Here is a 17,625-nt window from a genome sequence, read left to right on the forward strand (position 1 = left end):
TAAAGGAAGTTTCTAAGTTCAAACAAGTGAATCCTTTCGCCATTTAATATTACATCCTGCGCTGGGATACTGAAGTTCTGAAATAGCTTTCCCACTCAAAACATCATCCAGTGCATTTCTAAGATCCCTTCCATTGAGAGGTTCTGAATTACCCGGGCGTGAAGCATCCAATCGTCCTCTGTATCTTAAATGAAGCGATGGGTCAAAAAGGTAAAAATCCGGAGTGCAGGCAGCATCGTAGCTTTTTGCGACTTCCTGGGTTTCATCATAACAATAAGGAAAAACAAATTCATTTTTAAGTGCAAACAGTCTCATTTTATCCGGCGCATCATCCGGATAGTGGACTACATCATTGCTACTAATGGCAATGATTCTAATTCCTTTTTCGGAATATTCTTTTGTCAATCGCCGTAATTCTGGCAATACATGAATCACATACGGACAATGATTGCAAATAAACATAATCAAAGTTCCGGGATATTCTTTTTGATCATACAGCTGCACCATTTTATTCTGAACCACATCGGGAAGCACAAAGTCCGGGGCCTTAGTTCCCAATGGCAACATATTGGATTCTTTTAATGCCATTTTCTCCTTGTTAATTTATATAGCCAGCAAAGTTATTACAAATTAATCTTCTGATGAATCAATTAACTTCATGACAATCCTTCTGATTCATCAATTGAATGACCCAACTTTTGAGACCCCATCCGTATATATTTTCAAAAACAGCGATTGAGATAGACCTTCTGTTCAAATATTTCATCAAGGGGCGAAATTCGAATCGTTCAAAACTTGAGCGGATTTAAACACATTCTGCTAATTTTGCACCGATATGACTGTTGAAATTGCCAATGTTCCAATTCAAAAATTTCAATCCAAAGGAGAAAAAACAGGTTGGACTTACATTGAAATCTCGGCTGAGCAGGCAAACCAGCTAAACCCGGGAGTGAAAACCTCTTATCAGGTGAAAGGACAACTGGATAATATCTTTATTTCTGGAGTCAGTATGCTTCCCATGGGTGACGGATATTTTATCATACCACTCAATGCCGATCTGAGAAGAAAGCTGAGAAAAAAATCCGGTGATCAAATTTCTATCCATTTAAGTTTGGATCAACAGGGATATCAACTCAATCCCGATTTTCTGGAATACCTTGAGACCGAGCAAAAAGCATTTAAATATTTTAACCAATTGCCCAATTCGCACCAAAAATATTTTTCCAAGTGGATTGACAGCGCCAAAAGCCCTTCCACGAGGGCCAACAGAATAGCCGAAGCAGTATCTGCGTTAAACAAACATTGGGGTTATGCCGAGATGATTCGCAACCGAAGTAAAGAATATTAACCAGCATTGGATTGATGCAATAAATAATCAAAAAATATTTTTATGAAAACCCATTCTCTTTTATTATTTTCCTTGATCGCTTTTGGTATAGGCACCATTTCCGCTTTCTCCCAAAATTGCGATCTGTACATTCCGCACGAGGAAGGTGCAAAATGGGAAATCAGCAACTACAACGATAAGTCAAAATCCACCGGAAAAATGGCTTACGAGATCATGGATGTAGAAGAAACCGATCAAGGTCTCAACTGGACCATAAAAACCATTTCATTCAACGCTAAAAACCAGGAACAATCGAAAAACAATCTGGTCTTTAAATGCGCAAACGGGATATTTTACTTTGACATGAAGTCTCTGATGACTCCAGAAAATTCGGCCTTTGCCAAAGCTGACATGGAGCTCAGTTTTGAAGGGGAAGATCTTCAGATGCCAGCCAATATAACAATAGGACAATCTCTTCCGGACGCACGCCTCAAATTAAAAGTCATGTCAGGATCCATGATACTGATGACTTCAGAAGTCAGAATGTTGAATAGAAAAATCCTGAGCAATGAAAAAATAACAACCCCTGCGGGTACTTTTGATTGCTTTAAAATGAGCTATGACTCTGAAGTCAATTCGATTCTGTCCTTTAAATCGACCAACACCATCTGGTATGCCAAAAATGTGGGCATGGTCAAAAGTGAATCTTACGACAAAAAAGGCAATCTGAAAGCCTGGTCCGAATTGAGTCTGCTTAAAACCTGAATGAGATAAAGGATGGTTCCTTGTGAGCTGCTCGATTTGCTGTATGATTTATCAATAGCTTCCTTTTTCAATCCAATAAACATTTACCCCTGCTCGTTTGTACTGTCTAGGCTTTTTGAATGAACAACAAGAAAATGAAAAGATTTCTGATGCCCGCTTTGCTTTTGCTGGTATTCTTACTCAGCGGAGCGGCTTTTCTCAATTACAACAAGTATTTCGAAATTACTAAGAACATTGAGATTTTTTCCAATTTATACAAGGAAATAAATGCTCATTACGTCGATGAAACTGATCCGTCCAGGTTAATGAAGACCGGTATTGACGCCATGCTCAAATCTTTGGATCCATTCACCAATTACATTTCTGAGGCACAAATTGAAAATTACCGGTTGGTTTTGGAAGGAAGATACAATGGCATTGGAGCAAGAGCCAAAAAAATTGGCGACTACGCCACCATCACCGAAATTTATGAAGACTATCCGGCCCACAAGGCTGGTTTGAGAATCGGTGACCAAGTGATCCAGGTCAATGGTCTCGACGCAAAAGGCAAAGACAGCGAAGATCTCTATCAGATCATGAGGGGAACCCCCAAATCCGAGGTAGAAGTAAAAATCATTCGACCCGGAGTAACTGCAGCTATGACATTTAAAATTATCAGGGACGAGGTCAATATCCCCAATGTGCCATACTCTACTTTACTGCCAGATTCTATCGGATATATCAACCTCATCACCTTCACCGACAATGCTGGCAAGAACGTGCAGGACGCTTTGACCAAATTAAAAAATGAACACCCCGGTATGCGCGGAGTGATTTTGGACCTCAGAGAAAATGGTGGAGGCCTGCTCCACGAAGCAGTCAATGTGTGCAATACCTTTGTACCACAGGGACAATTGATCGCCAGTACAAGAGGCAAACTCAAAGAAACCAATCAAGTGTACCATACCAGAATGGATCCGATTGATGACAAGATTCCTTTGGCAGTGCTGATCAACGGACATTCTGCTTCTGCCTCGGAGATCGTCAGCGGAGCCATGCAGGATTTGGACAGAGGGGTGGTTATCGGTCAAATTTCCTATGGCAAAGGGCTCGTCCAGAATACCAAGGATGTCGGTTACAATGCAAAAGTCAAACTCACCATTTCAAAATACTACATCCCTTCCGGCCGCTGTATACAAAGTGTCCGGTACGATGAAGAAGGCAATAAAATTGACCTTCCGGATTCACTTCGGTCCGCATTCAAAACCAAAAATGGCCGGACGGTTTACGATGGAGGCGGAGTTCAACCTGATATCTCGATGGAGGACGCCAACTATCCACCAATAGTTCAAAAACTGGTGGATGACAACTGGATCTTCAATTATGTCACAGAATACACCATAAAAAATCAAGCCCCTACGGATCCAGTTGGCTTTGAATTCAAACAGGTAGATGATTTTATTTCGTACCTGCGGAAAAATCAATTTGATGATTTATCCACTTTGGAATTAAAGATCAATGAATTGGACAGTCTCGCGTTGCTCAATCAAGACATTCAAATCACCAAAGAAATGAAGTCCATCAGACAAGCCCTCGATCAGGATCAGTGGAAACAAATAGAGAAACACAAAGCGAAAATCGGTTTGGTGATCGGCGAACACATTGTTGAAAGAAGTTTCTTTGATAAGGGACTTCTCAAAAACAGGTTGGTACACGATCCCCTGGTTGAAAAAGCCACAAAAATTTTACTTAACACCCGGGAATACAGTGCCATCCTTCATAAATAAGGATAAGCCAATTATCCGAATCCTCCAATTGGAAGCCGGTCCTCCGGGATGTTCGGTGGCTATTGGTGAAAACGGGAAGATCCTGGGCGAAGCGCTTTGCGACGAGAAAGATCCAATCGCTGCCTTCCCGGCTTTGATACGGCAATGCCTGCACGATCATCAGATGACAAAGGACCAATTGAATGCCATATCGGTCAACAGCGGCCCCGGTTCCTATACGGCCCTTAGGTCAGGGCTTGCCTTTGCAAAGGGCCTGTGTGAAATTCTGGACCTAAAACTGATTTCTGTCTCACATCTCGAAATATTGGCCACCGCCGGTCTTGCGTCTGTTCAAAAAACTCAAACTGTTCCTGAGCAAATCGGGGTTGTAATGCATACCCGAAGAAATGAGTTTGTGGGATCTGTCTTTGACACTCATTTGTACAAAATCAGCGATTTGATCAAAGGAGATACTGAAAACGCAGAATTTTGGACAAACCAGTCTGCATTGATCTGTTCTGAGACTGACCTGGAATTCTTTCAATCATTCTTAAAAGTGCCTGCTATACCTCTTATATATACAAGACCCACCGCAGGGAGTCAATCTAAACTGGCTTTCCAAAGATATGTTCAGGAGAATTTCTGTGATCTGATCCATTTTAGCCCATATTACTTATTTGAACCCCACATTACAACGCCCCGCCCCAAAATAGCTAAATGATTGAATCAAAATCCCCAAGGCTGTGTTGTATATATATATTAAAAATAAATGTAAGCCGAATGTTAAAATAATCAGAATGGGATTCTGCTTTTGGCATTGAATTTGTAACAATGGTACTCGTTATTACACATTTTATCAAATTCTCTGACATGAAAAATAAAAGGAACGAAACGATTACGTTGAAAAGGGGCGGTAAAGAAGTACAGCTCGACTACGCTGACTTGAGGAAGGCGGTACTTGTTCTCAGGGCAGTCAATCACAAGTTGCGCCAAAGAGTGATTGATCTCTTGGAGGAACAGGACAAACTCACCGTCACAGACATTTACATCAAACTCAGACTTGAACAATCCGTTGCTTCTCAACATTTAGCCATCCTGAGAAGAGCAGGAGTCGTGGCTACAGACCGCCAGGGTAAATTTATTTATTACTCTTTGGACCGTGATCGTCTCAATCAAATTTCAAACCTTGTGGAAGATCTAGCGGGTTAAGCCCACACCCGGTCAAAAACCGAAGTCTTATCGATTGATTTAGCCAACACACTGCCTTACTCCTTTTAAATGACCATAAAACAAATAAAAAAAAAATCTAATATTTGTTTTGTAGTTCCAAAAATGTTTAGATATTTGTGGCGACAAGGTCAACTACGAAAATCAAAATAAGAAACTTCAATGAAGAAGACTAAGGTAACTTTTAATGCAGTTAAGCTCGACTATTCATGCGAGCTGATGAGGTCTTTGGCTCATCCGCTGCGATTACAAATTTTACAATTTATTGACAGTCAGGGAAATGTAAATGTGAATAAAATTTACAATTCTCTGAAAATCGAACAGTCTGTCACCTCACAACACCTCAGTGTGCTGAGATTGGCAGGAGTCATCTTTACAGAAAAGGTGGGTAAATATGTTCACTGTCGGATTAATTATGAGTGCGTTCAACGGGCTCAAATGGCAGTAGCCAACTTTTTAGGGAAAAGCAAAAAGTCTGCCTAGGATTCAAAATCTACCCATTTGGCAAGCTTTTTACTCAATCACTTCCGATGCCTTGGTATCGGAAGTTTCCTTATTTATAAGATGAGCATTGTCCCTTTGTTCTGTCAATGAGTTTGTCTTTAAATGCCTGTAAAAAATTAAAAAAATACAAATCCCGCAAAAGATCGACGAATCAGCCACATTGAAAACTGGTCTGAAAAATTCAAACTCCTGTCCACCCCAAGCTGGTACCCACTCGGGCCATGTAGTTTGTATCATTGGAAAATAAAACATGTCGACTACTTTTCCCATCAGAGCAGGCGCATATCCTCCCTCTGCAGGAAATAACTCCGCTACACCGCCATGATAGGGTGAGTTGGAAAAAATCAGACCGTAAAAAACACTGTCCAAAATATTCCCAATGGCTCCGGCTAAAATCATGCTAAATGAAATTACAATAGCAGGTTTTTCCTGTCCCTTGATCAATCTCCAAAGGATAAAAAACAGAAAAAAAACAGCTATAATTCGAAATATACTCAAAAGAAGTTTTCCCATTTGATTTCCGAGGCTGATTCCAAATGCCATACCTTCGTTTTCCACAAAATGGATTCTGGCCCAATTCAACCCAAGAATTAAATGCTCTTGGCCTTGATACATCGTGGTTTTTACCCAGATCTTTAAACACTGGTCTAACAGCAAAATAAGGATCATCACAGCAAAGGACAGGGTCCAGTAATTTCGATTGTTCATACTGCAAAGTTAGCGATATCCAACTTCTTGAAATAATTATTCAACGTACCCCACTTCACTGCCCATAGATCTTATCAGCAAATGTCCTGATCGGATTAGAATAACCGCAGAAATGGCTATCCCAAATGTCAATTAAAATATTTTTTGATAGAATATTATCGAACCCACCATCAGGGTGGTTAATGAAGCAATGAAGACGGCGGCAGCAGAAAGGTCCTTTACCACCTTAATTTTAGGGTGGTAGTCCTGAGAAACGACATCGGATAATTTTTCAATGGCTGTATTAAAAATCTCAGCAGACCAAACCAATCCGATGCAAAAGATGACAATGCACCACTCTATTTTACTCAATTCAAAATACCAAGATGCTACAATGACCAATGCACTGGCCAGTAAATGAATTCTTGTATTCTGCTCTGAGTGTAAAGCCTGTACCAATCCGGAGAAGGCATATTTTACGCTTGAAAAAAATTTCTTGATGGAAAATTTCAAAAGAGGAGCTTATTGGTTTAAAGAATCATACAGCAAGCTCTTCGGTTTTTGATAGGGAGGGAATGTTATCGATGGCTTGTCAGGTTTGAGCGTATCGTATGGCACTGGAATGCTATCAAACTTTTGAGATTTGGACTCTATCCTAAGAATGGAATCTGCATAAGTCTGGGCTTTGTTCATGGTTTTTCTGCTGCATTCAAGCAGTCTTTCTGTCATAAACTTGTTCTTTCTTTCTTCCAATTTCATATTGGTTAATTTTTCAAGTCTTTCAGTAGAATCAGACTGGCAGCTGGTCAGAACCGATAAGAATACAAATAGCAATACTGGACTTTTCATTTCCTCAATTCGATGACTTCAATCCTCCTTTGGGCCAACAAAGAATCAACCCAATGATTTAACTGGTTTTGTTCCAATACGGTACAAAGCGAATCAGCCTCTCTGAAATAAACGGATGTATTGGCTTGAAAAGTACTATCCGCTATTCTGAAAGACATTACTTCCAATTCTCCGGATGACAAGCCGCATCCCTGCAAGACAAAAAGAAAAAAAACAAGAAAGTTTTGAAATTTCATCATCAATTTCTCCTTCTTTTCAACTCAAAATTTTGACCAAGATACACCTTTCTGACTCTTTCATCCTCAGAGAGTTCCTCGGCTGTACCACTCATTAGAATTCTACCTTCAAAAATCAAATAGGCCCGATCTGTTATGGACAAAGTTTCCTGGACATTGTGGTCAGTAATTAAAATTCCAATGTTTTTTTCTTTTAGTTTTTCAACAATGGATTGAATATCCTCAACAGCAATGGGATCGATTCCTGCGAAAGGCTCGTCGAGCAGAATGAATTTGGGATTTGAAGCAAGAGCCCGTGCGATTTCTGTGCGCCTTCGCTCACCTCCGGACAATGAGTCACCTGAATTCTTTCTTACTTTGTGCAATGCAAATTCGTCGATCAGGTTTTCTAGCTTGTCTCTTTGCTCCTGCTTACTCAATTGGCTCATCTCAAGGATGGCTTTTATATTGTCTTCGACACTCAATTTCCGAAAGACAGAAGGTTCCTGAGGGAGGTATCCAAGTCCCTTGCGCGCACGCATGTACATTGCGTCCGTAGTGATCTCTTGATCATCCAAAAAGACCTTGCCTTCATTGGGAGTAATAAAACCAACAATCATATAAAACGTGGTGGTCTTCCCAGCGCCATTGGGACCAAGTAGTCCAACAATTTCTCCTTGTGATACTTCAATGGATACTCCATTGACCACCGTCCTGGCGCCATACTTTTTGATTAATTCTGTTGTCCGCAAGAGCATTAGTCCATTTTTATTGTTTGTTCCACATCCCAGTCTGGACGAAGTTCCTCCAGTTCATACAATCTTACTGTCTCTGGTTGTAATTTTTTATCCAAATCTCCGGGATCCCATACCCCGTTGCCATTGGAGTCTTCTATAATCTGCAGCATATATTTGCCTGGATCCAAATACGTATATTTAAATTCTTTCGGTGTTCCATCAGAATGAATAAATTCCTGTTGAATCATCGTTTTACCTTTTATCAAACGCAAAATATACTTTTTTCCACTTTCAAATTGATCAACTTTTAGATTTAAACCGGATAAACTTTCCTTGTTTATTTTTCGAATCACAATGCTATCCTGTCTGTTGATTTCCCCGTTGATAAGTTCTACAAATCCATCCTCATATTCTATTGCAATAGGTTCATTCATTACTCCCCTGAATTGAACCAGGATAACATTGGGTTTCATGGAATCTTTCATCGTCAAAAATTCGGTGTGCGATGACATTTTAATTTTGCTCTGCACAATATTTTTAATAGGATAAGGAGCCTCTAAAATGAACGGCTCATCCGGTTTTAAAATAAATCGCTTGATCTTAAAAGCAAAACCATCCTTTATGTTTTTATTCCATTCTGAAGGAGGTAAAAAGATGGTATCCAATTGGTCATCATAAGATAAAAAACCTGTCAATGTATCCTTGGATTCGTACCAAATCATCAAGCTATCCCCATCGTGTACCCAAAAGGTTTTATCCTGCTCTTTGGTCTGCCATATTAGATTGTTTACAGTTCCGGTAAATTTAATTTTGACCAGACCTGATTGGATTTCTTTTTGAGAGATCCGAACAGTGGGAGAATTTGCTGAGATCAAAAGTTTGTAACTCCGGGTACTATCTTTTCTCAAATCAATGGCCTGGGGTAAAAAAGCAAATTCCTCCGAAGCCAAATCGAAATAATTGTTTTGATTGTTGTCTTTTAGTGCGTAGAGTGCATAGCGGCCGGGTTTTAAATAAGAAATCTTGAAATATCCCTGATCGTCTGTTTTGATCAGGAAGTCTGGTTTTGTTTTTCTAAATGCGGTATCCGCCAGATTAAAATACAATCCCACGATCGCATCTTTGACTGGGTTTAATTCCAATGCATTGATCACATAACCCTCTATCCACAAAGAATCAATGTGGTCTCCAGTGGAAAACACGAATTGGATATTTTTTGCAAGATTTTTTTCAGTGATGTCCTGGATGGATTCTCCGGGAAAAAACAAATAGGTAGTGGAATCTTTTAGTTCTTCTTTTTCATCCAATTGAATCCACAAGGTTTTTCCTTTCAATTTAAATTCAGGTTTATAATCCAGACTGGGTGTAAAATGATGCTGTCCTTGAATATTGTTCAAACTGATCCACTCATTAAATGTCAATTTAATTTCTCTGGGTTTGGATCCTGTTTGTAAATTGGGACTAGACTTACTCCATACAACCTGTGGCGCTTCAGTATCCTTAGGACCTCCTTGAAGACCTTCCTGTCTGGCACATGATGACATCATCACCAATAAGAGAAATGTAAAACAAAGAAATGCAAAATAATAAAACGCAATAGCTCTGCCTCTTCGTTTTCCCATTGTTATGCTCCATTCTTCGTTAACAAAGATTCACCGGTCATTGCTGAAGGAACCGGCAAGTTCATAAGCTCCAATATGGTGGGGGCAATATCTGAGAGTTTTCCATCTTTGAGTTGGATGTCTTTTCGATCACAAATCAAAATGCAGGGAACAAAATTGGAAGTATGTGCTGTATGGGGACTTCCGTCCGGATTCAACATCAGTTCTCCATTTCCATGATCAGCCAATATTAAGATTTGGTACCCCAGTGAAACTGCCTGTGGGATCAATCTGCGAAGACAGCGATCCACGGTTTCTGCGGCACCCACAACCGCCTTAAATACACCGGTGTGACCCACCATGTCTGTGTTCGCATAGTTGATGCAGACAAATTCGGTGGGATTCGTCAGCATATCCTGTAACAAGGCATCGGTGACTTCTTCAGCCGACATCTGTGGTTGTAGATCATAGGTAGCTACTTTGGGTGAAGGAACGAGAATTCTTCTTTCACCTGCAAATGCTTGCTCACGTCCTCCACTTAAAAAATAACTGACATGGGGGTATTTCTCTGTTTCTGCAATCCTCAATTGTTTTCCACCAAAACGCGAGATCATCTCTCCTAAAGTTTCCCTGATGTTTTCTTTCTCAAAAACCACTCTAACGTTTTTATAGCGCTCATCGTAAGGAGTCATGGTGACATAATACAAATCAAGAGGATGGGTGTTATAATCGGGTAAAGAAGTTTGGGTTAATGCAGTCGTCAATTGTCTTAATCGATCCGTTCTGAAATTTAAACAAAACACCGCATCTCTATCTTTTATGTACTCCAAATGATCAAAAGAGGATTTTAGAATAATGGGCTTTACAAATTCATCTGTGATGCCATCCTGATAGCTCTTCTGAAGACTTGCCAATAAATCATCTGATAGATTTCCAATACCTTTTGTATACAAATCAAACGCCAGTTTGCTTCGCTCCCACCTTTTATCGCGATCCATGGCATAATACCGGCCAATTAAGCTGACGAGGGTCGAATTTTTGCTCTCTAAAAAATGTTGCAGTTCTTTCACATATTTGATACCAGCTCTGGGATCTGTGTCCCTCCCATCGAGAATTGCATGAATGAATATCTTCTTAAGACCAAGTCTCTCAAGGGCCTCCAGCATTCCATATAAATGATCGATATGGCTGTGGACACCACCGTCAGACAAAAGGCCTATTAAATGCAAATCTTTTCTTTGCCCAAGACAATAATCCACCAGTTCAAGAATGGTCTTGTTTTGAAGGATGCTCTGATCCTCTATAGAACGACTGATTCTGCCGAGATCTTGCCAAACCACTCTACCTGCACCAAGATGAATATGTCCTACCTCAGAATTTCCAAACTGGCCTTCGGGAAGACCTACAGAAGGACCAAAACTGATTAATTTAGAATGTGGATGCTCCAATAGCAACTGGTCATAAAAAGGGGTTTGCGCCTGAGCAATCGCGTCGGCCTCGGGAATTAGTCCAATGCCCCAACCATCCAAAATGACAAGCATTGATTTTTTCATCAGCCTTCAAACGTCCAATGAGAGCGTAAGGTTGCAAAAAATCCCATATGTTGGCCAGTAATTTGGGTAAACAGGAACGAAACATGGAATTCATTTGTTATAGGCTAAAATTAAGTTGAAATGAACAAATTTTCTGTTTTCCTTTACTGGCTACTCCCGCTTCTGAGCTTCGCCCAAACCAGGCATCCCGCCTTTGATGCATTTTCCAAATCCGACCCCTCAGGACTCTCCAATTTATTAAACTCCAAAGTGGAGTATTGTTACAACGGAAAAATTGCTTATCTTGATAAATATGAAGCTACCAAGGCTTTGGGCTTATTTATGACCAATAATCCTCCCAAAAGTGTCAATGCACTCCACAGAGGTGCCTCAAAATCCAATGAATCCCAGTATCAGATCGCCCAATACCTTAGCACCAACGGCAAATCCTTCCGAATCATGATTTATGCTGAAGAAAATGCCTCGACCAATGGTATTCGGGAAATCAAAATTGATCCCCAATAAGTCAAATACATTGGTATTCAGATCTACACCGCATTCATCCATCCTTTATTTGTCTCAATTTCTTTAGATCGTAATTGCGACAGGAACGCTTGTTATGGCAAGCGATAAAAATTTTATAATTAGACATTTGAAATTAAAAATGGAACAAGACACCCAATATTTTCAATCAGACATTGCCCCATGGCAAGGATGAGATCAAATATTCCAATTGATGCAATAGAGTTCTTTATGATGGAGAAAAGGGCAATAAAAGGCAGGCATTTTATAAGCAAGCTTGGTGGTGTTAAGCGGACGAATCAAATAGTTTGAAAAGCATGCATTTTGAAGCCATTTTTGTTAGTGCTAGGATCTCTAATCCAAGATTTGGGATGATCCTTTCCCGCAAGCTTGCAAGCTGATATTCGTATTTATAGCATAAAAAGCAAGGGACTCTAAAACTAGAAAATCAGACACACCTTTCCAAAATAAGTTTAAATTTGAAACGTGACCATTGATTTACAAGTGAATAATAATTTTGAAACGTTATTATAAAACTGAACCCTCAAAACAGTTATTGCAATTTAAAAAATTTCTTTTGTTTTTCAAACTTCATGCATGTTACTTTCTTTTGACCGTCAAAAGACGACTGAACGATCTGCGAAGCAGTTTTGAGCAACAGCTCAAAAAGTGAAGGAGCCCGCAAGGGATAAAACAAAGATAGCTCGCTGTTTCAATTATCCGCTTTCGCGGTTCACTTCGCCATCGCACTGTCGTACGATGGTATCCTGCGTGGCAGGATACTTCGCTACGATCACCTCGCTCACCCAACTGCAGCTCTTTCGCTATGCTAAAAAAACTCGCCTCTACCTCTCCTACTGGGCTCCCCAATCCTCGCTTCGCAAACTCCGTCATTGCGGGTAGCTCCTCCGTTGGGCTCAGACAGTTTTTAGCATGACCGCGAAATTCGCTGGTTGGGTACCCGAGCTACGGAGCCCTAGGCCGCATTGAAATGCTTGAAAACCATCATTCTTTCTGATATTTCAATCTAATTAATGATTAATATTAAGAGCCTTTTCGTCAGCGGCCCAAGAAGGACAGATTTTGGAAATAGCGCCTTATATTGTCGCTCCTTTAACTGAAACTAATATGATGCACCCATCAAACATACTATCATAATGAAATCATAATATGGAGCGGCAATATACAGCGCCCAAAATCTGTCCCAACAGTGAACTTTGCAAAATGAACCCAATTAAGCCCAATAGAACCAAGGAAGATGCCGCCTTAGAAAAGGCTGCGTTTTTTTCCACTTTTTGAGCGACAAAAAGTGGAAAAGTTAGTTTCTAAAAATTATTTTGGACAGATGTGAAAATCTGCATTACTTGATTTCAGTCCAAAACATCCTGCGCTCACCAATATAACCCTCCAATAAATCTCCGGTTTGCACCTGGCCTACACCCTCAGGAGTACCTGTAAAAATAACATCTCCCTGAAGCAAAGTAAAATATTGACTGATGGCTGAAATAAGCTGGCTAAAATTAAAAATCATATTTATTGAACTACCTTTCTGAACGGGTATTTTATTCTTTTGCAAAACAAAGTGAATGGGTCCATCTGGTATCTCCGACAGCGGAATCCAATCACCCACCACCGCAGAATGATCAAACGCTTTAGCGATCTCCCATGGATGTCCCAGTGATTTACAGCGATCCTGAATGTCCCTCGCAGTAAAATCAATACCCAATCCAATATGACTGACCATACTCATCCCTTCTGATTCCTTAATTTTTTTGCCACTTCTTCCAATACGCAGTAGAATTTCCACTTCGTGGTGAATATTCTGACTAAAGTCGGGGATATAAAAAGCCTTGTTGTCCTTAAGTGCTGCGGTGGAAGGTTTGCAAAAAATGAGAGGTTCTTTCGGCACAGGGTTATTTAGCTCTTTGGCGTGTTCGACATAATTTCTACCAATACAATAAAATGTCATGTGGAAATTTTTTACCAATGTAATTCTAAAAAAAATTTGTGAAATCTACCCAATTTATAAAAGACCACAAAGTTCTTTGACTTCTTTTAAAGTTTGTTGAGCCCGCTTGCGGATCGTGGCAGAAGAGTCTTTAATTTGCTCTTTGACCGCCTTCTTGTTCTGCACAATTTGTTCCTTTTTTGCTTGAATCGGTCCCACCATTTCAATAATTGCATCCGCAACAGCCTCTTTCAAATGACTGTATGCTAAATTTCCGTCCTGATACGTCTGCAGCAATTCCTGATAAATTTGCTCCTTATCACAAGCTTTAAGAATCAAAAACAAGTTTTCAACTCCTGCTGCCATTTTGGTAGAATGATCTCCGGAGTCCGTTACGGCAGATTTAATTTGTTTTCTAATTTGGTCCACCGGAGCAAAGAGATTGATGTTGTGCTTGTCACCGGCACTTGCACTCATTTTCCTGGATGGATCGGCTGTGGATAGGATCTTTGGGGTATTGGTGTAAATGGTCTCAGGCAGCACAAAATAATCCTTACCAACAACTTTGTTAAATCTGGTCGCAATGTTTCTGGTGAGTTCGAGGTGTTGGTCCTGATCCTTGCCCACCGGTACAAAATCTGCTCTGTAAATCAGAATATCCGCAGCTTGCAAAACCGGGTAGGTGAATAGGCCGGAAGAAATAAAAAGATCCTTGTCTTTTTCTTTGACTTGTTCCGATTTATCTTTAAACTGAACCATTCTGCTCAATTCACCAAAACTACACATACATCCCATGATCCATCCCAGTTCGGTATGTTCAGGTATCATGGATTGAATAGAGAGGTTTTCAGGCTTAATACCACAAGCGAGCAGATTAAAGCAGAGCTCCCAGACATTCTCTCTCAATTTGGCGGGTTGGTAGGGCATGGTCATCGCGTGGTAGTTGACAATGCTATACACACATTCATAGTCAGACTGTAATCTCACCCAATTTTGAACCGCACCAAAATATCTGCCCAAATGAAGATTCCCCGTGGGTTGGATCCCTGATAAAATTACTTTTTGGTTCACTGCTATGGGATTTTGGATGATTTATTTGTAGGCAATACAGGAAATTTCTACCTGGACACCCCGGGGCAAAGCAACTACTTCTACCAATTCCCTTGCAGGTGCTCCTTCGCTTGGAAAATAGGTGGCATAAACCGCGTTGATTCTGCTAAATTGCAAAATGTCTTTGACAAAAACACTGCACTTGGCAACATGGGAAAAATCCATACCGGCCGCTTCCAAAATGGCGGCAATATTGTCCAAAACCCGGTGTGTTTCTGTTTCAATGGATCCCGAGACCAATTCATTGGTGGATGGGTCCAAAGCAATTTGACCTGAAACATACAAAGTATGTCCTATCATGATTGCCTGGCTGTATGGTCCAATTGGTTTTGGGGCTTTTGGAGTATAAATGACTTTCCTCATATTTCTGATCTGATGAATAAATGGAAGAAAAAAGCCCCAACCAAGGAGCTTTAAAACTTAAGAAGACCTAAAACCCATGGCTTCGGCCCTTTCAGCATACTATAAGAAGATAGCTATCTCTGATTATGCTTCCGCCGTAACTTCTTCAGCTCCCTTGACCAGGATATGCCCTTTGTAAATCAAATTTCCATCATGCCAATGTGCGTGATGCATAATATGAGTGGCACCCGTCTTTTTGCAGACAGCCAGCTGGGGAGTCTCCGCCTTGTAATGCGTTCTCCTTTTTCTTTTGCGAGTTTTCGAATGTCGCCATTTTGGATTTGGCATACGATTGGATTTTAATTGTTTTTAATATTTTTCAAAACATCCCAAACCGAATCATCCTTTTGTGAATCAGATTCGGCTTTGATATATTTTAAGACATCTTCATTGCATGGTTTCGGATCTACCTCCTCACAGGCAAATACTTTGCTCAGTGGTACAGCCAAACACGCATATTCATAAAGCAGTGAGGCAAATGAAAATTCATGCGCCTCAGGGTTAAGAAGAATCAAATCCGGATCTTCAGATTCTCCTTCACTTTTTTTAATTACTAAGTCATAAATCCTCGACACCGGAAGTTTGATTTCAGCCAAACAACGATCACAAGTTTCTTTGACCCATCCTGTAATAGTCATTCTTACTGTCATCAAATCCAAATGTTTATCCAAATCAATACTGACTACTATATCACTTTCCTGAATTGGACTGGATTCAAAATGAATAAAAAACTCCTTGTCCAAGCGAAACTGATATTGGTGCTGACCATCCAGAAGGCCTTTCAGAGGAATGACAAACTGTTTGAGAAAAGGCATATAATGAACGTTTCCAAAATTTGGATCGCAAAGGTAAGAATATTTATTTTATTACAAGCTTTTTATTCATTAAATACTACCTTTGCGGCCAAACTTAAACAAAAATTTATGGGCAGAGGAGACAAAAGAACCGCCAAAGGAAAAAGAACAAGGGCTTCTTATGGCAACAGCAGACCAAAAAAAATCAAGTCGGCACCAAGCTTAAAGAAAGCTTAACCAAGTTATTTTGAATTGCAGTGTATTGATTTTAATAAATTAATACATTTAAATAAATACAATCTGAACTTAATAATCCTCCTGATCCATTGATCAGAATGCCCTTTTTTATAAAAAAGCCTTAAATTTAGGCTTAATTCGGCCAACAAGGCTCCAGGATGAATCATAAATCTAAAGATTCCTTTTCTTTTTCTGACCTGTTTGCTTTTTTCAAAAGCAGACTGTTTCGGTACACCCTGCTCCGTATGTTTGTTTTTTTGATCATCCTTTGGACATTGACCAGTTTTGGATTAAAAATCTATACAAACCATGGCCAGAGGGTTAAACTTTCAAGTTTTACAGGTGTAAAAATTGAAAAAGTGGAAAAACTGGCCTATGCTCAGGGATTCGAGATCGTTATTGCCGACTCAATCCATCTTTCAGGCGTTGAGGGTGGTGTGGTGCAATCTCAAGTTCCTCCAGCTGGATCTTTGGTAAAGCGAGGGAGAAAAATTTATTTGACAACCAGCAGATACAATCCCGATAAAGTAGATTCGGAAGTTTTGTTTTCAAGCTATGGAAAAAAGTACGAACATAAAAAAGCAGAATTGTATAATCTGTATGCTCTAAAATCAAAATTGATTGCGGCAGAATACGACCCCGGACCACCTGGTCACATTCTTAAAATATATTACAAAGGTGAATTGGTCGTGGACAAAAATGTTCAAAAAGCAGGAATTCAGATCGCTAAAGGAGATACCCTGGATATGATTGTTTCCAGTTTATCGGGTGGATCTATAGATATCCCGGATTTGGTATGTAAAGATTATACTGAGGTCTTGTTTATACTTGATGCAGCAGGATTAAAAATTGGCGAAGTGAATCATTTAGAAGATGATGTTTTCCTGGACTCCGCCATAGTGACCAGCCAAACACCAGCCTTTCATCCAGGCCAGCAAATTAAAATGGGTGAAAAAATAAATATAAGCATTAGCAATGCCCGGCCGGAAAATTGCGACTAATTCTAACCAATAATTGGACAAACCAATCCGTTAAGGCTTTGTTTTAAAATTAAATAAGATAAGAATGGAGGATATTACAACAGCTGAATTGAGTCTCAGATTACAAAATGGAGAAAAACCCTTCCTGATTGACGTTCGCGAAGATTACGAACATCAGGAATTCAACATTGGGGGAGATCTGGCCCCTTTGCAGACAGTTTTCCAATCCAAAATTCAGGAATTGGCCGGCCGCGAAGATGAAGAAATCATTGTTTATTGCAGAAGTGGCAATAGAAGCGGAATGGCAAAATACTTGTTGGTACAGGCTGGATTTAAAAACGTCAGAAATTTGTTGGGTGGAATGAATGCTTGGCTAGATCAGCAAAATGCCGTTTGACCTCCGCGTCCGTTTTCTCGTCCAAGTGCAACATGGTTATTCAAAA

23 protein-coding genes are annotated in these 17,625 nt (G+C 40.0%); 10 read left to right on the top strand and 13 right to left on the bottom strand.

From position 1 onward, the window contains the following. Nucleotides 1–18 precede the first annotated feature (18 nt). Complete coding sequence (locus tag IPM48_03965) at nucleotides 19–588, bottom strand: thioredoxin family protein (GenBank protein MBK9270730.1); 570 nt, start codon at nucleotides 586–588, stop codon at nucleotides 19–21. 247 nt (nucleotides 589–835) lie between these two features. Here IPM48_03965 and IPM48_03970 point away from each other — a divergent pair, with 247 nt between their 5' ends. The 6 genes from IPM48_03970 to IPM48_03995 all read left to right on the top strand — a co-directional run bounded on the left by IPM48_03970 (nucleotide 836) and on the right by IPM48_03995 (nucleotide 5,547). Next, complete coding sequence (locus IPM48_03970) at nucleotides 836–1,348, top strand: DUF1905 domain-containing protein (GenBank protein MBK9270731.1); 513 nt, start codon at nucleotides 836–838, stop codon at nucleotides 1,346–1,348. 42 nt (nucleotides 1,349–1,390) lie between these two features. Further along, nucleotides 1,391–2,092: a hypothetical protein gene (locus IPM48_03975; GenBank protein MBK9270732.1), complete on the top strand. Its 702-nt coding sequence runs from the start codon at nucleotides 1,391–1,393 to the stop codon at nucleotides 2,090–2,092. Between the two features lie 134 nt (nucleotides 2,093–2,226). Continuing rightward, complete coding sequence (locus IPM48_03980; GenBank protein ID MBK9270733.1) at nucleotides 2,227–3,858, top strand: S41 family peptidase; 1,632 nt, start codon at nucleotides 2,227–2,229, stop codon at nucleotides 3,856–3,858. Next, on the top strand, nucleotides 3,839–4,558 hold the full coding sequence (gene tsaB / locus IPM48_03985) for a tRNA (adenosine(37)-N6)-threonylcarbamoyltransferase complex dimerization subunit type 1 TsaB (protein MBK9270734.1): 720 nt from the start codon (nucleotides 3,839–3,841) through the stop codon (nucleotides 4,556–4,558). The genes IPM48_03980 and tsaB overlap by 20 nt, the downstream gene beginning before the upstream one ends. 149 nt (nucleotides 4,559–4,707) lie before the next feature. Continuing rightward, a complete protein-coding gene (locus IPM48_03990) occupies nucleotides 4,708–5,046 on the top strand; it encodes a helix-turn-helix transcriptional regulator (GenBank protein ID MBK9270735.1) in 339 nt (112 codons plus the stop codon). Between the two features lie 180 nt (nucleotides 5,047–5,226). Beyond that, complete coding sequence (locus IPM48_03995; GenBank protein ID MBK9270736.1) at nucleotides 5,227–5,547, top strand: helix-turn-helix transcriptional regulator; 321 nt, start codon at nucleotides 5,227–5,229, stop codon at nucleotides 5,545–5,547. Nucleotides 5,548–5,577: 30 nt separating this feature from the next. Here IPM48_03995 and IPM48_04000 read toward each other — a convergent pair whose 3' ends face one another. The 7 genes from IPM48_04000 to IPM48_04030 all read right to left on the bottom strand — a co-directional run bounded on the left by IPM48_04000 (nucleotide 5,578) and on the right by IPM48_04030 (nucleotide 11,210). Further along, nucleotides 5,578–6,276: a lipoprotein signal peptidase gene (locus IPM48_04000; GenBank protein ID MBK9270737.1), complete on the bottom strand. Its 699-nt coding sequence runs from the start codon at nucleotides 6,274–6,276 to the stop codon at nucleotides 5,578–5,580. A gap of 132 nt (nucleotides 6,277–6,408) precedes the next feature. Beyond that, a complete protein-coding gene (locus IPM48_04005) occupies nucleotides 6,409–6,768 on the bottom strand; it encodes a diacylglycerol kinase family protein (GenBank protein ID MBK9270738.1) in 360 nt (119 codons plus the stop codon). Between the two features lie 9 nt (nucleotides 6,769–6,777). Further along, nucleotides 6,778–7,104, bottom strand: a complete 327-nt coding sequence (locus IPM48_04010; GenBank protein MBK9270739.1) for a hypothetical protein — start codon at nucleotides 7,102–7,104, stop codon at nucleotides 6,778–6,780. After that, on the bottom strand, nucleotides 7,101–7,343 hold the full coding sequence (locus tag IPM48_04015) for a hypothetical protein (GenBank protein MBK9270740.1): 243 nt from the start codon (nucleotides 7,341–7,343) through the stop codon (nucleotides 7,101–7,103). The genes IPM48_04010 and IPM48_04015 overlap by 4 nt, the downstream gene beginning before the upstream one ends. After that, on the bottom strand, nucleotides 7,343–8,077 hold the full coding sequence (lptB, locus tag IPM48_04020) for an LPS export ABC transporter ATP-binding protein (protein MBK9270741.1): 735 nt from the start codon (nucleotides 8,075–8,077) through the stop codon (nucleotides 7,343–7,345). The genes IPM48_04015 and lptB overlap by 1 nt, the downstream gene beginning before the upstream one ends. After that, nucleotides 8,077–9,678 carry an Ig-like domain-containing protein gene (locus tag IPM48_04025; GenBank protein MBK9270742.1) on the bottom strand — a complete coding sequence of 534 codons (1,602 nt, stop codon included), beginning with the start codon at nucleotides 9,676–9,678 and terminating at the stop codon, nucleotides 8,077–8,079. Before IPM48_04025 ends, lptB begins: the two co-directional genes overlap by 1 nt. 2 nt (nucleotides 9,679–9,680) lie before the next feature. Beyond that, the gene (locus tag IPM48_04030) at nucleotides 9,681–11,210 is read right to left on the bottom strand and encodes a 2,3-bisphosphoglycerate-independent phosphoglycerate mutase (protein MBK9270743.1); all 1,530 of its coding nucleotides are present in this window, start codon (nucleotides 11,208–11,210) and stop codon (nucleotides 9,681–9,683) included. A 120-nt stretch (nucleotides 11,211–11,330) separates the two neighbouring features. On the opposite strand from IPM48_04030, the gene IPM48_04035 reads away from it, so the two are divergent. Further along, on the top strand, nucleotides 11,331–11,714 hold the full coding sequence (locus tag IPM48_04035) for a DUF4783 domain-containing protein (protein ID MBK9270744.1): 384 nt from the start codon (nucleotides 11,331–11,333) through the stop codon (nucleotides 11,712–11,714). A gap of 1,357 nt (nucleotides 11,715–13,071) precedes the next feature. Here IPM48_04035 and IPM48_04040 read toward each other — a convergent pair. The 5 genes from IPM48_04040 to IPM48_04060 form a co-directional block, all read right to left on the bottom strand. Continuing rightward, nucleotides 13,072–13,680: a fumarylacetoacetate hydrolase family protein gene (locus IPM48_04040; protein ID MBK9270745.1), complete on the bottom strand. Its 609-nt coding sequence runs from the start codon at nucleotides 13,678–13,680 to the stop codon at nucleotides 13,072–13,074. 54 nt (nucleotides 13,681–13,734) lie between these two features. Then, the gene (gene trpS / locus IPM48_04045) at nucleotides 13,735–14,730 is read right to left on the bottom strand and encodes a tryptophan--tRNA ligase (protein ID MBK9270746.1); all 996 of its coding nucleotides are present in this window, start codon (nucleotides 14,728–14,730) and stop codon (nucleotides 13,735–13,737) included. Between the two features lie 21 nt (nucleotides 14,731–14,751). Beyond that, nucleotides 14,752–15,132 carry a RidA family protein gene (locus IPM48_04050; GenBank protein ID MBK9270747.1) on the bottom strand — a complete coding sequence of 127 codons (381 nt, stop codon included), beginning with the start codon at nucleotides 15,130–15,132 and terminating at the stop codon, nucleotides 14,752–14,754. Between the two features lie 123 nt (nucleotides 15,133–15,255). After that, nucleotides 15,256–15,459: a 50S ribosomal protein L32 gene (gene rpmF / locus IPM48_04055; protein MBK9270748.1), complete on the bottom strand. Its 204-nt coding sequence runs from the start codon at nucleotides 15,457–15,459 to the stop codon at nucleotides 15,256–15,258. A gap of 11 nt (nucleotides 15,460–15,470) precedes the next feature. Beyond that, the gene (locus tag IPM48_04060; protein ID MBK9270749.1) at nucleotides 15,471–15,986 is read right to left on the bottom strand and encodes a DUF177 domain-containing protein; all 516 of its coding nucleotides are present in this window, start codon (nucleotides 15,984–15,986) and stop codon (nucleotides 15,471–15,473) included. Nucleotides 15,987–15,989: 3 nt separating this feature from the next. On the opposite strand from IPM48_04060, the gene IPM48_04065 reads away from it, so the two are divergent. From IPM48_04065 to IPM48_04075, 3 genes are all read left to right on the top strand, one after another. After that, complete coding sequence (locus tag IPM48_04065) at nucleotides 15,990–16,202, top strand: 30S ribosomal protein THX (protein MBK9270750.1); 213 nt, start codon at nucleotides 15,990–15,992, stop codon at nucleotides 16,200–16,202. A 158-nt stretch (nucleotides 16,203–16,360) separates the two neighbouring features. Next, nucleotides 16,361–17,203, top strand: a complete 843-nt coding sequence (locus IPM48_04070; GenBank protein ID MBK9270751.1) for a PASTA domain-containing protein — start codon at nucleotides 16,361–16,363, stop codon at nucleotides 17,201–17,203. A 64-nt stretch (nucleotides 17,204–17,267) separates the two neighbouring features. Continuing rightward, nucleotides 17,268–17,579: a rhodanese-like domain-containing protein gene (locus IPM48_04075; protein MBK9270752.1), complete on the top strand. Its 312-nt coding sequence runs from the start codon at nucleotides 17,268–17,270 to the stop codon at nucleotides 17,577–17,579. Nucleotides 17,580–17,625 lie beyond the last annotated feature (46 nt).

Source organism: Saprospiraceae bacterium (genome assembly GCA_016715965.1).
In the GTDB taxonomy this organism is placed as follows: domain Bacteria; phylum Bacteroidota; class Bacteroidia; order Chitinophagales; family Saprospiraceae; genus Vicinibacter.